Below are 15,237 nucleotides of genomic sequence, written 5' to 3' on the forward strand. Positions count from 1 at the left end.
AGCCATAACCAATAATACTAAAGCCGCATACACTATATTCCCTATCATCAGACATTCATTTTTTTCTTCGCATTAATAAGACAGTCAACACTTCTTTCTCCTCTAGCAGCAGACGCGTCATTCATTAAAAAAACTCCTAGTTTCACTCATTTAATAGTATTCACTCAAACCTACTTAGCTTCTATATATTCCGAAATTTTCTCGTACGTTTTCTCTCCTATGCCAGATACCTTTATTATTTCATCAATCGATTCAAAAGGGCCATTCTTTTCTCTATATTCAATAATATCGTTCGCTTTACTCGGTCCAATTCCATTTAACTGAGATAGCGTCTGTTCGTTTGCATCATTAATGTTTATCTTGGCATCCTTTGCATGACCACCCTCCAAACTTATTTCAATTCCAACCATTTCTTCACCTTCTACAGGAATATATATGTACATCTCATCTTCTAGCAATTGGGCAAAATTAATGTGCTTTGTGTCAGCTTTTTCAGCCAGCCCGTTTGCTGCATCAATCGCGTCTATCACACGCTGATTCGCATCAAGTGAAAATACACCCGGATTATTTACTGCTCCTTTGACATCTACTACCACACTAAGATCTCGTTCTTTATCTATTCTTTCGTTCGTGCCCTCAACTTCTTTCTCGGCATCAGATATAGAATTTTCGGTAAGTAACGTATCCAAAGTTACAGTGTTTCTATCCTCAGCGTTCTCATCAGTATGATTGACTGATAGTATGAAGATAACCACACTTATAGCACAAAGTATTCCTAAACTCCAAATCGCTATTTTACTTTTATTCATCTTGCTCAGATTATCCATTTCAATCCTCCTTTAATCGGCTTACCTATTATATTTACCAAATAAAAATAAATTCACTAAAGAAACACACAAAAAAAGCTATACTCATTTAAATGAGCATAGCTTCCTCTTATTCAATTTCAATCAAAAGTATTTAAATAATCAATGGCATCTTTAATGTGTTGTACTGGCACAATTTGCATATCAGAATTAATAGCTTCTGCAGTTTCAGTGGCTATTTCATAATTCGATTTCAAGTCAGGATCTTCTTCGAGAGCCTGACTTGAAATCGCATCGTCGGGTGCGAAAAAAATAGAAGCGCCTTTCCTGTCAGCTGCCACTACTTTTTTATCAATACCACCGATACGACCAACCTCACCATTTTCTGCAATGGTTCCTGTTCCTGCTACTTCCAGAGAACTATCAAAATCTTCAACCAACATTTTATATACTTGTAACGAGAACATAAGACCTGCAGAGGGACCACCAATGTTCCCCGCATCAATGGTTACTTCCGGGTAGGTGGTAATGGAAGATTGAGTGACTAAGGTAATACCAATACCAGGGTTTCCCGTTTCTTCAATTAATATTAGTTCTCCACTGACATCTATCGATTTTCCATCTCTATCTACAGAAAGCGTAACCGTATCTCCTATAGACTGATTTGCTATATATTCTATAAATCCATCCGTATTTTCGAATGATTTCCCATCAATTTTCGAGATACTGTCACCCATTGTAAGATCTTCAAAAAAATTCGACTCTTCTGAAACTGACATCACATAGACCCCTTCATAATCAATGTCATAGGGTAAGTCCGCTTCATTAAATGCTGCGGCTTTAGCAGTATGAATCGAATAATCCATATAATGCCTTTGCAGAGTTCTATAAGCGCTGTAATCCTCATAATTCCCAAGCAAATCGATCTCGCTCACACCTGAATGATAAGGCAAAAATTGAAACAGCGATGAAAATGGTGTAGCTTTAAATATCTCGACTGTCGTCAACATATAATGACTATCCGATTCATCCATTTGTCCGTCAACCTCTACTCTATCGTTTATAACGACTGCACTGCCCGGTCTTTCAACATAATAAGGGATTTGTAAAAAAAACAATAGATAAACGATGAGCACTATAGTCAGTGTTTTTAAAACTAACCTATTTTTATTCATTATTCCTCAGCTACCTTCAGTAAAGCGTTTCTCAATTTATCCCCCACAAGTTCAGGTACTAAACCGTCTGTTGTCCCTCCGTAATAGGCAATTTCTTTAACCATGGTAGAACTGATAGACTGGTACTTTGCGTCTGAAAATAGGCAGACCGTTTCAATTGATTTATCCTGCATGGCATTCAAATCAGAAATATCTCTTTCATATTCAAAATCCTTGACAGAACGAATACCTCGGATGAGTATATTTACATTCTTTTCATGCGCTAGAGTGACAGTTAGCCCATCATAGGCGATGATCTGACAATTCGATAAGTCTTTATCTTCTAGCACAGCTTCTATCATTTGAACCCGTTCTTCGGTGGTAAATAGATAATTTTTCGCTGTACTTGAGCTTACTACAATAACCAGCTCATCGACCAATCGTGCAGCTCTTTCTAGAATGTTTAAATGACCGTAAGTCAAGGGATCAAAACTACCTACATAAAGCGCTTTTTTCATTTTTCCTTCACCCATTCATACAAAGATACCTTGGTTTTTCCAAAAACTTTATCTTTAACGAGTCTTAAAGACTGTTCACTAACCTCTAAGGAAACATCTTTATCAGTTTCACAAACAATGATGGCAAAATTCTCAAGCAACTGATTATCTATAAGTTGTTTAATAATTAACTCCAACTTCTGTTTAGCATAGGGTGGATCGAGTAAAACTAAATCAAACGATTCTTTCATTTGGTTTAAGTGCTCAATGGCTTGAAGATCATTCTTTTTCCAGACCACAAATTTTCCAGGTTCTTTCGTGATACTTATATTTTCTTCGATCGTTTTGATGGCTGAAGTATTATTATCGACTAAATAGGCTTTATCCATCCCTCTTGAGACGGCTTCGATACCTAAAGCGCCACTACCGGCATATAAATCCAATACATGTCCACCATCAAAATAAGGGCCAATCATATGAAACAATGCTTCTTTAACTTTATCTGATGTCGGACGTGTATTGTCGCCACTTACAGCTCTCAATTTTCTTCCACCGTATTCTCCTGATACTATTCTCATTCGAGTACATCCTTTACGATTAATTAACGATACTATTTACCAGACTATCCTCTTCATCTTTTTTTGACAACGCAACAACTTCGTCTAGTATGCCATCAAATGTTTTAGGAATCTCACACCGATATGAATCTTCTACTTTTCTTACGAAGTGTTGCTTGGCAATCGTATTTGTAATAGCTTCCTTTTCTTCCCGGTTGACATAAATAATTGCATAATTCATGTTTTTAGAAACGTAGTGCACTAAGCCATAACGTTTTAATTTATTTACATATTTCGTAGTATATAACCATACAACTAATCCGACTCTAGAACTTTTCTCTTGATCCAATATATTCACCTTCTCCAATTTTATTCATTATACCAAAAAAGTCCCTCTACACGAGAGGGACTTTTAAAATATTTAATCATTATTGTTGGAATTAAAAGCATCTGTGTATAAATCATTTAAATGTTTTTCTAATGAACTCAACATCAAATGGCCTTCTTCTTCACCAATCATATCCATAGCAATGGCAAACTCGATTTTTTTTGAAAAACCAAACATTTGAGTATCGATAACTTCTTCAAAAGCTGGACAAGACATACATAAATGTTGCTGATTTTCAATCAAAGAAGCTATTTGTCTAGCATCTTCAGTTAAAACATCTTTAGCAAGAGCAATCTGTAATTGATCCATAAGCATATCCTTCCTTGAACTATTCCCATAGCTTTCTTTTTACAAGTATATCATAACTCTACTTATTTGGAAATATAAAAGAAATGAGTTACGATTTTATTCTCATTTAATTATTAAAGTGATCGTTTTGAAGCTTTTTCTCGTTCGTTTTTATTAAGAATTTTCTTTCTTAAACGAATAGACTCTGGTGTTACTTCACAATACTCATCATCTGCTAAGAATTCAAGCGATTCTTCGAGTGTTAAACTACGAGGACGTTTGATAACATTCGTCTGGTCTTTATTTGCTGAACGCACATTTGTTTTTTGTTTTTCTTTAGTCAAGTTAACAGCAATATCACTATCTCTGTTATTTTGACCGACTATCATACCATTATAAACTTCTGTACCCGGCTCAACAAAGATTACACCACGGTCTTCAATGTTCATGATACCGTAGGTTGTTGCTACGCCATTTTCCATTGACACTAAGGCACCATAACGACGTTCCCCAGTTTTCCCTGATAAGAGTGGCAAGTACTGATCGAACGTATGGTTCAAGATACCATACCCACGTGTAATAGATAAGAAATCATTTGTAAACCCAATTAATCCACGAGCAGGTGCCAAGAAAATCATGCGAACCTGGCCATTTCCTGTATGAATCATGTCTTGCATTTCTGCTTTTCTTTCACTTAAATTCTCAATTACTGAGCCCATATATTCTTCAGGTGTGTCAATTTGAACACGTTCAAAAGGCTCACACTTACGTCCATCTATTTCTTTAATAATAACTTCAGGTCGAGATACTTGTATTTCGTATCCTTCTCGACGCATGTTTTCTATCAAGATAGATAAATGAAGTTCACCACGTCCTGAAACAATCCAAGCGTCAGGAGAAGCAGTTGGTTCTACCCGAAGTGATACGTCTGTCTGTAGTTGCATCATCAAGCGTTCTTCGATTTTTCTAGACGTGACCCATTTTCCTTCTCTACCCGCAAATGGTGAGTTGTTAACTAAGAAAGTCATTTGTAAAGTGGGCTCATCGATGTGTAAAACTGGTAACGGATCAATATGATCTGATGGTGTTACTGTTTCTCCTACGAAAATGTCTTCAAAACCTGAAACAGCTATTAAATCTCCTGCTTTGGCTTCTTGAATTTCTAGACGATCAAGACCAAAGAAACCATTTAGTTTCGTTACACGGAAATCTTTCGTTGAACCGTCTAATTTACTTAGAGTTACATTGTCTCCAACTTTAATTTTACCTCTAAATACTCGTCCGATACCAATTCTTCCGACATAATCATTATAATCAAGCAATGATACTTGGAATTGCAAAGGTTCGTCACTGTTATCAATGGGCGCTGGAACTTCTTTTAATATGCTTTCAAAAACAGGTTTCATAGTGTTTTCCTGATCTTCAAGTTCAGGTGAAAGACTACTTGTTCCGTTAATGGCAGATGCATATATTACTGGAAAATCTAATTGATCTTCATCCGCATCCAATTCTATCAGCAAATCAACAACTTCATCAACAACTTCTGCTGGACGAGCAGTATCTTTATCAATTTTATTAACGACAACAATTGGTCTCAATTTCATTTCCAATGCCTTTTTAAGAACAAAACGCGTTTGGGGCATCGTGCCTTCATAAGCATCTACAACAAGAATTACACCATCTACCATTTTCATGATTCGCTCAACTTCGCCACCGAAGTCGGCATGTCCAGGAGTATCTAAGATGTTAATGTGATGGTTATTATATCTGACCGCTGTATTTTTAGCTAAAATTGTGATTCCGCGTTCTTTTTCAAGATCGTTTGAATCCATAGCTCTTTCACTTAAATCACTATGTGCAGCTAAAGTGTCAGACTGTTTTAAAAGTTCATCTACTAACGTTGTTTTACCGTGGTCAACGTGAGCTATTATTGCAATGTTTCTTATATCGTCTCTTCTTTTCATAATATTCCTCCGAATTCCTTACCTTGAATCTAGTTTATTGTTTATCCATTTCATAATGCTTTCGCTTATGTTCATTATAAAAAGCACTTATTCTTGATAGATTCACACTCAAGAATAAATGCTCTCCAAATATCCTATATTGTTGCCCCAGATATTATAACAGTAAAACCTGTTAACTTACAAGCAAATACTGTGAATTTAATTTAAAAGCTTAATAATTTCCTTATGCGCTTTCTTGGTTGCAAAAATTATATTGTTATTATCAAGTAAATTTAATGGTTCATTATTGAATTGGGTTGCTTTCAGTCCAAGTTCTTCCATGAATAAAAGACCAGGAGCCACATCCCAAGGCTTTAAATTTGTCGCAATATAAGCAACAATACTTCCTTTAGCAACTTCTACACTTTCAAGTCCAGCAGAACCGATTAACCTCAATCCTAAACTCGCTTTAGCTATCTTCCTAATATGATCATATTTCTCTTCAATCAAAATACTAGAGTTAGTAGCTAACATCCCTTCATTTAATGCCGCATCATGGGGCTCAACTATTTGTTGGTCATTACAACTTACCCCTTTGCCTTTGATTGCGGAATACAATCTATCAAGAGTGACGTCGTAAATATAGCTTTGCACTGGGATTCCGTCTTCGTAAACAGCTAACATCAAAGCAAAATTTTCGTTTTGCAAAATAAAATTCAATGTGCCATCTATGGGATCAACAAACCAAACAGTTCCTCTCATATCTTCGATAGTATCGCCAAAACCTTCTTCTCCTAGAATACGATCAGAGGGAAAAGCGGTTCGGATGTTTTTGACGAGTTCTTTCTCCACCCATTTATCCATATTAGTAACTAAATCATTGGGCGTCGTTTTTTGTTCAATTTCAAGTTGAGAATCTATATTAGCTAAAACAACTCTGCCGATGTCATTGATCCATTCTTTTATGATTTTATCTCTACTCGTAAAATTCTCTGGCATAATACTTCCTCATTCCATGCTTCTTTATCTTAAGTTTAAATGAGCAAGCAGCAAAAAGCAAAAACAAAAAGATTCTTAGCTTACTAAGCTAAGAATCTTTCATCAATCTAATTTTTATTTCTTACATGTGAATCGGCATACCTAAAGCAGCTTCTGCAGCATCCATAACGACTTCACTTAGTGAAGGGTGTCCGTGAATGGTTAATGCAATATCTTCCGCATTCATTCCGCTTTCAACAGCTAGAGCAATTTCAGCAATGACATCAGAAGCACTGATTCCCGCTACTTGACCGCCAACAATTACATTGTCTTCTTTAGTTGTTATCAAACGTACGAATCCTTCAGTAGCATTTAAAGATAATGCGCGTCCATTACCACCAAGTGGGAATTTTGTAATATTAACTTCTACTTCATTTTCTTTAGCTTCGCTTTCTGTCAATCCAACAGATGCGATTTCTGGATCTGTAAAGGCAACCGCGGGTAGTGCACGGTAATCCACAGCTACTTTTTTGCCTGAGATTGCTTCAGCAGCAATTTTAGCTTCATAACTTGCTTTATGTGCTAATGCGGGTCCAGGAACGATGTCACCAACAGCATAAATGCTTTCAATATTTGATTTGCCTTGTTCGTCTACTTCGATTAAACCACGTTCGCTAACTTTAACGCCTGCTTGTTCCAAGCCAAGTTCATCAGTGTTGGGACGACGGCCAACAGTAACTAAAATATAATCCACATCTAGAGATTTTTCTTCTCCTTTAGCTTCATATTTGACGGTTACGCCATTATCTGTAACAGTTGACCCTTTAGCCATTGCTCCAGTAATGATTTCCACGCCTTTTGATTTGAAGTTTCTTTCAACAAGTTTAACCATGTCTTTATCGAAACCGTTTAAAATTGAAGGAAGACCTTCTATAATAGTTACTTCAGTACCTAAATTGGCATACGCACCCGCTAATTCAGAACCAATATAGCCTCCACCAACGATAGCCATTTTTTTAGGAATTGCCGGTAAGTTCAATGCGCCTGTAGAATCTAAAACACGTTCACTGAATTTAAATCCGGGAATTTCAATTGGACGACTACCTGTTGCAACAATGGCGTTATTGAATGAATACGTTTGAGCACTGTCGTCATTCATGACACGCAATGTGTTTTCATCAACGAAAAATGCTTCTCCGCGTAAAATTTCAACTTTATTCTTTTTAAGCAGACCTTCTACGCCTTTAGTTAATTTATTGACTACTTGTGTATCTTTCCACTCCTGAGTTTTAGTGAAATCAATTTTTACATTTTCAGAAGTAACACCAAAAGCAGTTGAATCAAGTGAATCTTGATATTTGTGACCAGCAGCAATTAATGCTTTAGAAGGAATACATCCAACGTTTAAACATACGCCACCAATAAATTCTTTTTCGACAATAGCTACTTTTTGTCCCATTTGCGCTGCACGAATAGCTGCAACATAACCACCAGGACCAGCTCCAATAACTACTGTATCTAATTCAATTGCGAAATCTCCTACTACCATTTGTGATTCACCTTATCCTTCCATTAATAATAATTCAGGATCTGCTAACAGACGTTTTAGTTCGTTCATTGCTTTTTGACCTGTAGCTCCGTCAATAACACGATGATCGAAGACTAAAGATAATGCTAACATTGGAGCAGCAACGACTTCTCCTTCATCATTTACGATTGCTTTTTTAGCGATACGACCAACACCTAAAATAGCCACTTCCGGATAGTTTATAATTGGAGTGAACCAACCGCCACCTACAGAACCTATATTAGAAATCGAGATAGAACCATTACCCATATCACTTGATTTCAATTTACCTTCATGAGCTTTACCACCCAATTCAGTAATTTCTGAAGCGATACTGAACATTGATTTCTTATCAGCGTCAGCTACGACCGGTACATATAACCCTTGCTCTGTATCAGCAGCAATACCAATATTGAAGTAGTTTTTGTAAACAACTTCATCGGTCGTATCATCGATAGATGAGTTCAACGCTGGGAATTTCTTCATTACAGCAATAATTGCTTTAACTACGTAAGGTAAGAATGTTAATTTAACATCCTGCTCTGCAGCAATCGTTTTAAATTTAGTCCGGTGTGCCATTAATTTAGTGACATCAACTTCGTCAAACAATGAAACCGATGGTATTGTCAAACTACTGTTAACCATTGCTTTAGCAATAGCTTTACGTGTTGTAGACATTTTTTCTCTAGTTTCTTCGTCAGAACGATTAGATTTAAATGGTTTAACCTCAGCCGAAACAGCAGGAGTAGCTCCTTTAGATTCACTGACAGAACTTTCTTCAGTAACTGTTTCTTTAGGAGAAGCTTTTTCTCCCCCACCTTGCAGGAAGTTATCGATGTCTTTAAGTGTTGTACGTCCACCTTTTCCAGTTGCTTCGACTAAACTGATATCTACATCTTTTTCGCGTGCGTGTTGTCTAACTGAGGGCATTGCTAATACGCGTTTATCAGGATCAGATGTTTTAACGACATCATCAGATCCTGCTTTTTCAGATTGAACCGGTTCTTTTTTTTCTTCTACAGCAGCTTTTTCTGATGAAACTTCAGATTTAGTTGGAGCTTCTTCAGTTTTTTCTTCTGATACTGCTTCTGCTGATTCCTCGCTATCGTCTTCGTTTCCTTCTGAATCGATTTCAACGATAGGGTCACCCACAGATGCCACTGTCCCTGGTTCTACTAAGAATTTTTTGATTATTCCATCTACTGGAGAAGCTAATTCTTCAACAGATTTATCGTTTTGAATTTCAGCAATCGAATCGCCTTCTTCAACTTTATCTCCTTCAGAAACTAACCAGCTGACGATTTCACCTTCAGCCATACCTTCCCCAACATCAGGGAGCTTAAATATAAAAGCCATTATAATTTTCTTCCCTTCTATAAATAAATGATTTCAGTTTGAATTTCGATTAATATTGACTAAATATGGAACATTCTCTAATTGGCCTCAACCAATTAGAGAATGTTCATTGAAGTCTGTTTAATAATTATTAAAATTCTACTGTTTCTTTAATTGACGCAATAATGTCTTTAGCATTTGGTAGCCAAAGTGTTTCAACTTGACCAAACGGAAAGACTGTATCTGGTGCTGAAACAAAACCGATCGGTGCTTCTAATGATAAAATAACACGTTGCGAAACTTCAGAAATAACTGTGTTTCCTACACCGGCCTGACGCTGTGCTTCTTGAACCATGACCATACGACCAGTTTTCTTAACAGACTTAATAATTGTTTCATAGTCAATTGGAGAAACTGTACGTAGATCGATAACTTCGACAGAAACATTATCTTTTTCCAATTCTTCAGCTGCTTTGAGGGCTTCGCGTACCATGTAACCATAAGCTACAACGGTAACGTCAGAACCTTCTTTAGACACACCTGCTTTACCTAAAGGTACCGTGTACTGCTCTTCAGGTACTTCATCACGGAAAGAACGATATAATTTCATGTGTTCCAAGAAAACGACAGGATCATCATCACGAATTGCCGATGTTAATAATCCTTTTGCATCATAAGGGTTTGAAGGAATTACAACTTTAAGTCCAGGAGACTGAGCTAGTAATCCTTCTAAACTATCCGCATGCATCTCTGGTGTATGTACGCCACCACCAAAGGGTGAACGAACAACAGCAGGTAAGTTCAAGTTTCCACCTGTACGATAACGTGTACGTGCCATTTGACCAATAATAGAATCCATTACTTCAAATACAAATCCGAAGAATTGAATTTCCATTACTGGACGAAAGCCTTGAACTGCTAAACCAAATGCCATACCACCGATTCCAGATTCAGCAAGCGGAGTATCACTGACGCGGTTTTCACCGTATTTATCAAAAAGGCCTTGGGTCGCACGGAATACACCGCCGTTTTTACCTACATCTTCACCAAACACCAAGACTTTTTCATCACGGGCCATTTCTTGATCAAGTGCTTCCGTGATTGCCTGAATCATTGTAAGATTCGCCATGATTATTTACTCTCCTTTGCTTCGAATTTCTCAATCTGCTCAACTATATTTTGACCAGGCTCATTGTACATATTTTTCAAGAAGTCTGAAATCTTCATTTTCGGAGCTTGATCTGCTTCTTTCGCAGCTTGTTTAATTTCTTCTTTAGTTTTTTCGATTAATTCTTCTTCTTTTTCGTCAGACCATAATCCTTTTTCTGTCAAGAATTTACGGAATCGAATAAGTGGATCTCTTTGTTCCCAGTAATCAAATGATTCTTGTTCACGGTAACGTGTTGGATCATCACCAGAAGTTGAGTGTGGTCCGAAACGTGATGTGATCGTCTCAATTAAAACAGGACCGTTACCAGCAACTGCCCAATCGCGTGCTTGTTTTGTTACCGCATAAACAGCTAATGGATCCATACCGTCGACTTGAACTCCTGGAATACCTGCAGCAGCAGCTTTTTGAGCTAGCGTAACAGCAGCAGATTGTTTTTCGCGAGGAGTCGAAATAGCATAGCCATTATTTTGAATAAAGAAGACAATTGGCGCTTTGTAACGACCGGCAAAGTTCATACCTTCGTATACATCACCTTGAGAAGAACCACCGTCACCAGTATATGTGAACGTCACTTCATCTTCTTTCCCGGCAAATTTCTGTCCTACAGCATTACCCATAGCTTGGACATATTGTGCTCCTATAATGATTTGAGGTGCCATTGCATGTAAATCTTCAGGGTAGTTATTTCCTTCAACATGTCCTCTTGACCACAAGAATGCTTGTGATATTGATAAGCCGTGCTGAATTAATTGTGGAACATCACGATATCCTGGATATAACCAATCTTGTTTTTTGAATGCGAAATGACTAGCTAATTGTGAAGCTTCTTGACCCATAGTTGGTGCATAGAAACCTAATCTCCCTTGACGAGCTAACGCCATTGAGCGATCGTGTAGTACTCGAGACCACACCATTCTTGTCATTAATTCTACTAATTCATCATCAGATAAATCTGGCATAATGTCTTTATTAACGACATTCCCGTCTTTATCTAAAATTTGAACCATCGGAAACGAAGCTTCAATTGAACCTAATAATGCTTCGTAATCAACTGGTTGCTTTACCATAGATTACCCATTCCTCTCTCATTGTGTAATTAAATGTAACAGTTAATTTTGGCTGTTACAATTTTCTTTACTCCTTTATTAATTTATCATGATTTAAAACAAAATGCAAGCGATACCTACTTGAACTCACCTCTAAAAATGTTGGTATGAAAGGATTTAAGAATCTTTGTGACCATAAACACAAATGAGCTGTTATACTCCATTAATCTAAATAATTAATAATATTTATTATATAAAGTGATACAGGTAAATAAACTGTTATATATAAGCACCAAAAAAAAATGTTTGTACCATTTATTTTTTTAAAAGAAATAACATGTGAACATAATCACTAATATATTAAGAATTATTTCATTTTCTAATTCAACTTTTAATAATATTAATGCACAACGCGAGCAAACCTGTTAAAATACTAGTGTATGAATACTAGGAGGTAGTTAGATGATAACCATGAAAGATGTCATTCGAGAAGGGCATCCTACGTTACGGAAAGTAGCCAAAAAAATTGCGATACCTTTAAACCAAGAAGAAGAAAAATTAGGTAATGAAATGTTAGAGTTTTTAATAAATAGCCAAGATCCTGAAATAGCAGAAAAATATGAACTGAGACCTGGCGTGGGTATAGCAGCACCACAAGTTGATGTCTCTAAGCGTATAATAGCCGTTCATGTTCCATCTGATGATCCAGAAGCAACAGAACCTGAGTTTAGTACTGTATTAGTCAATCCGAGAATTATCAGTCATTCTGTGCAACAGACCTGTCTTCCAGAAGGCGAAGGTTGTTTATCTGTGGACCGTGAAATTCCTGGATATGTTCCAAGACACAAAAGAATTAGAATAGAATATTTCGATCTTGAAGGTAATAAGCAAAAAAAACGCTTAACAGATTTTTCCGCTATCGTTGTTCAACATGAAATCGATCATTTGAATGGTGTTATGTTCTTTGACCGCATAGATCCGGATAATCCTTTAGCTCTACCTGACGGACTTGAAGTCTTGGAATCTGAGGAATAATAATTAAAAAGCATTAAACCTTTTAAATAGGTTTAATGCTTTTTAATACTTAATTTTCAACTTTAACTGCTTCAGCTGGATCCACCGGTTCTCGTAACTGCCTTCTCTTCTCTTGCTGATACTGAATTGCTTCTAGCAATGGTATCATCATGGCCGCCACAAACCCCCCTGCAAAACCGTTATTGTACAAGTTGATACCTCCATGCAGATAACCCGTATTAGAGACTACTGTTAAATGTAAAGCACCTGCAAGAATACCTATAAGCGTACCGTATCTGCCTGCTATAGGAGCAATCGTCGTTCCGAACAATCCAGCTATGATTACACCAGTCGCACTCATGTCATAGTCATTTATAAAGCCCATGAGACTAACACCAATTAAAATTGGCAAGACATTTTTCAAGTGTTTACCAAATGCCCCAAAACCCACTACTGTTAATATCCCTCCTATAGCAGGTCCATTTATCTCACCACCATGAAAGAGAATATAGAACACTGAAATGTATCCTAAAAATGCCATATTGATCAATGTTATGCTAAATCCGTTAGTTTTTATAAAGTCTGTTGACAATTGGCCGGAATGCATCATTAACTCTGAGTACCCATTCAGTGTGCCAGAATTAAGGTACAATCCAGTAATTAACATTAAAGTGAACAGTGTCAAAAATATTATAGTGAAAGCTTGATTATTCCCACTAGAAAGCATTGAAACGGGCTCAATTTCTTTACCCATGCTACGTAAAACGGAAGTGAATATTGTTCCGACCACTCCACTGGTAAAACCAATGTTATATAAACTGAATCCTTTGGTGAAGTCGACAAAATGTTTAGCTAAAGGAGGTATGATGAACCCCGCGATAAAACCCGCAATATACCCATAGAGAATGCCTTCAGGTAACTGTAAACCCATGTTAAATGTAATTTCACTGACTAATGGTCCTAACGCCGTACCAAACAATGCCGCTAACAAAGATTTTTCGGCGGGGACTTCTGTTATTCTCGCATAGGTAAACGCCCCTATTATGATGGGCATCGAGTTATAAAGGTTTTTTCCAAAAAAAGAAAAGGCAGCTACCGTAAATACAGCTGCTATGATTGGGCCATTCACTTTTGCTCGTGTCATTCTAACAAGAACTATTGCTTGAGCAGTCAATAAACCCGAATTAAACAATGTAGCCCCTACATTAGATAAAGCAAAGTAATCGGTTGTTAAGTTGGCCGGGGATGTTAAAATAGTAATTTGTCCAGCTATTATTTCTTGTGGCGTGTTAAATACAAATGCCAATGAAGCAAAGAATATTGCTATGCTCATCAAAAATCCATACTTTACATTTTGAGAAATAGTTGTATAACTCGAGATATATAGTTGGTTTTCAGCAATCATTTATTGTCCTCGTTTCGATTTTAAAATTTGAAAGCACTTTCACTATCCTAAAAATAAAAAAAAGTGGAAGTAGACGGGCTCGAACCGACGACCTCTTCGCTGCCAGCGAAGCGCTCTCCCAACTGAGCTATACCCCCACGATAAAAATATCCTTTTTTATTATTGCGTATATCACACTACATGTCTACCGTTTCAATCAAATTAACAGAGTTTTTTTTTGTTTTTTTCAAATTTTAGTCACAACTCTCAGTTAATATACTTTAATTGACGCAAGGCATTTGGGATACCATCGTTCTCGTTAGAGTCCGTAATGATATTGGCTACCGCTTTCACTTCTTTTTCGGCATTACCCATAGCAATTCCTAAGCCTACGTTTTTTATCATTTCGATATCATTCATCCCGTCACCAAATGCCACAACATCCTTTAAGTTTACCCCCAAATGTTTCGCGAGTATCTTTATTGTCAGAAATTTTGAGCCATCACTAGGCAGTATATCTACTCCAGTTTTATACCAGCGAACAAATCGAAAATGAGAAAATTCATTTATATAAATGCCCATTTCATCTTCCGATATAAAGAGTAAGCATTGTACAAGAGATTGCGTTTTATAAAAATCTCTATCATGTTCAGGAACAGAAAAACCTACAAATTCCATCCCCTTTTTAACACGATTGTCAGGTATCTGACTTCTACGTCGTAATTTATCAATTGTTTCATAAACAAGTTGATGATCGTTTTCATCTGCCAATTCAATTAATTTTTTGAGCTCATCCTCATCTAAAAAATTAGTATAAATAGCTTCATGATTATAGTATGCTGCTGCACCGTTACATACAATATAATTTGATATTCCCAATTCTTCGATTACTTCTCTTGCCATCGTATGATTTCTACCCGTAGCAATAGCGACTTCGTGGGATTCACTTAATTCTTTTATCGCTTGTTTAGTTTTCAAAGGAAGAGCTTTATTGTCATCTAAAACAGTTCCATCAATATCAAAAATAAATAATTTTTTATTTTCCAATCGTAGACACTCCTTTAATATAAATACTCTCCCACTATATATAATTTAAATCTAAACTACAA

General features: G+C 36.7%; 15 protein-coding genes and 1 tRNA gene. 1 reads left to right on the forward strand and 15 read right to left on the reverse strand.

Annotation, left to right across the window (positions count from 1 at the left end; genetic code table 11):
• Positions 1–170: 170 nt before the first annotated feature.
• The 12 genes from ACO1PF_RS01400 to pdhA all read right to left on the reverse strand — a co-directional run bounded on the left by ACO1PF_RS01400 (position 171) and on the right by pdhA (position 11,751).
• Positions 171–827 carry a helix-hairpin-helix domain-containing protein gene (locus ACO1PF_RS01400; protein ID WP_423189596.1) on the reverse strand — a complete coding sequence of 219 codons (657 nt, stop codon included), beginning with the start codon at positions 825–827 and terminating at the stop codon, positions 171–173.
• A 119-nt stretch (positions 828–946) separates the two neighbouring features.
• Positions 947–1,981: a SepM family pheromone-processing serine protease gene (locus ACO1PF_RS01405; protein ID WP_423189597.1), complete on the reverse strand. Its 1,035-nt coding sequence runs from the start codon at positions 1,979–1,981 to the stop codon at positions 947–949.
• Complete coding sequence (coaD, locus tag ACO1PF_RS01410) at positions 1,981–2,478, reverse strand: pantetheine-phosphate adenylyltransferase (protein ID WP_423189598.1); 498 nt, start codon at positions 2,476–2,478, stop codon at positions 1,981–1,983. The genes ACO1PF_RS01405 and coaD overlap by 1 nt, the downstream gene beginning before the upstream one ends.
• Positions 2,475–3,035 (reverse strand): 16S rRNA (guanine(966)-N(2))-methyltransferase RsmD, encoded by a 561-nt coding sequence (gene rsmD, locus ACO1PF_RS01415; RefSeq protein ID WP_423189599.1) that lies wholly within the window; start codon positions 3,033–3,035, stop codon positions 2,475–2,477. The genes coaD and rsmD overlap by 4 nt, the downstream gene beginning before the upstream one ends.
• Before the next feature lie 19 nt (positions 3,036–3,054).
• Positions 3,055–3,363 (reverse strand): YlbG family protein, encoded by a 309-nt coding sequence (locus tag ACO1PF_RS01420; protein WP_423189600.1) that lies wholly within the window; start codon positions 3,361–3,363, stop codon positions 3,055–3,057.
• 72 nt (positions 3,364–3,435) lie between these two features.
• A complete protein-coding gene (locus ACO1PF_RS01425; RefSeq protein WP_423189601.1) occupies positions 3,436–3,711 on the reverse strand; it encodes a DUF1507 family protein in 276 nt (91 codons plus the stop codon).
• Between the two features lie 113 nt (positions 3,712–3,824).
• Positions 3,825–5,654 (reverse strand): translational GTPase TypA, encoded by a 1,830-nt coding sequence (gene typA, locus ACO1PF_RS01430; RefSeq protein WP_423189602.1) that lies wholly within the window; start codon positions 5,652–5,654, stop codon positions 3,825–3,827.
• Between the two features lie 198 nt (positions 5,655–5,852).
• The gene (locus ACO1PF_RS01435) at positions 5,853–6,632 is read right to left on the reverse strand and encodes an inositol monophosphatase family protein (protein WP_423189603.1); all 780 of its coding nucleotides are present in this window, start codon (positions 6,630–6,632) and stop codon (positions 5,853–5,855) included.
• Between the two features lie 121 nt (positions 6,633–6,753).
• A complete protein-coding gene (gene lpdA, locus ACO1PF_RS01440; RefSeq protein WP_423189604.1) occupies positions 6,754–8,160 on the reverse strand; it encodes a dihydrolipoyl dehydrogenase in 1,407 nt (468 codons plus the stop codon).
• Between the two features lie 12 nt (positions 8,161–8,172).
• Positions 8,173–9,534 (reverse strand): dihydrolipoamide acetyltransferase family protein, encoded by a 1,362-nt coding sequence (locus tag ACO1PF_RS01445; protein WP_423189605.1) that lies wholly within the window; start codon positions 9,532–9,534, stop codon positions 8,173–8,175.
• Between the two features lie 130 nt (positions 9,535–9,664).
• Positions 9,665–10,642: an alpha-ketoacid dehydrogenase subunit beta gene (locus ACO1PF_RS01450; RefSeq protein ID WP_423189606.1), complete on the reverse strand. Its 978-nt coding sequence runs from the start codon at positions 10,640–10,642 to the stop codon at positions 9,665–9,667.
• A gap of 2 nt (positions 10,643–10,644) precedes the next feature.
• Complete coding sequence (pdhA, locus tag ACO1PF_RS01455) at positions 10,645–11,751, reverse strand: pyruvate dehydrogenase (acetyl-transferring) E1 component subunit alpha (RefSeq protein ID WP_423189607.1); 1,107 nt, start codon at positions 11,749–11,751, stop codon at positions 10,645–10,647.
• Between the two features lie 441 nt (positions 11,752–12,192).
• Here pdhA and def point away from each other — a divergent pair, with 441 nt between their 5' ends.
• Positions 12,193–12,765 carry a peptide deformylase gene (gene def, locus ACO1PF_RS01460; RefSeq protein ID WP_423189608.1) on the forward strand — a complete coding sequence of 191 codons (573 nt, stop codon included), beginning with the start codon at positions 12,193–12,195 and terminating at the stop codon, positions 12,763–12,765.
• A 49-nt stretch (positions 12,766–12,814) separates the two neighbouring features.
• Here def and ACO1PF_RS01465 read toward each other — a convergent pair whose 3' ends face one another.
• The 3 genes from ACO1PF_RS01465 to ACO1PF_RS01475 all read right to left on the reverse strand — a co-directional run bounded on the left by ACO1PF_RS01465 (position 12,815) and on the right by ACO1PF_RS01475 (position 15,175).
• Positions 12,815–14,149 (reverse strand): DUF1576 domain-containing protein, encoded by a 1,335-nt coding sequence (locus ACO1PF_RS01465; RefSeq protein ID WP_423189609.1) that lies wholly within the window; start codon positions 14,147–14,149, stop codon positions 12,815–12,817.
• Between the two features lie 64 nt (positions 14,150–14,213).
• Positions 14,214–14,286: transfer RNA gene (locus ACO1PF_RS01470), tRNA-Ala, on the reverse strand.
• Positions 14,287–14,395: 109 nt separating this feature from the next.
• Positions 14,396–15,175: a Cof-type HAD-IIB family hydrolase gene (locus ACO1PF_RS01475; RefSeq protein ID WP_423189610.1), complete on the reverse strand. Its 780-nt coding sequence runs from the start codon at positions 15,173–15,175 to the stop codon at positions 14,396–14,398.
• Between the last annotated feature and the right edge of the window lie 62 nt (positions 15,176–15,237).

It is taken from the genome of Alkalibacterium sp. f15, from assembly GCF_049389645.1.
In the GTDB taxonomy this organism is placed as follows: Bacteria; Bacillota; Bacilli; order Lactobacillales; family Carnobacteriaceae_A; genus Alkalibacterium.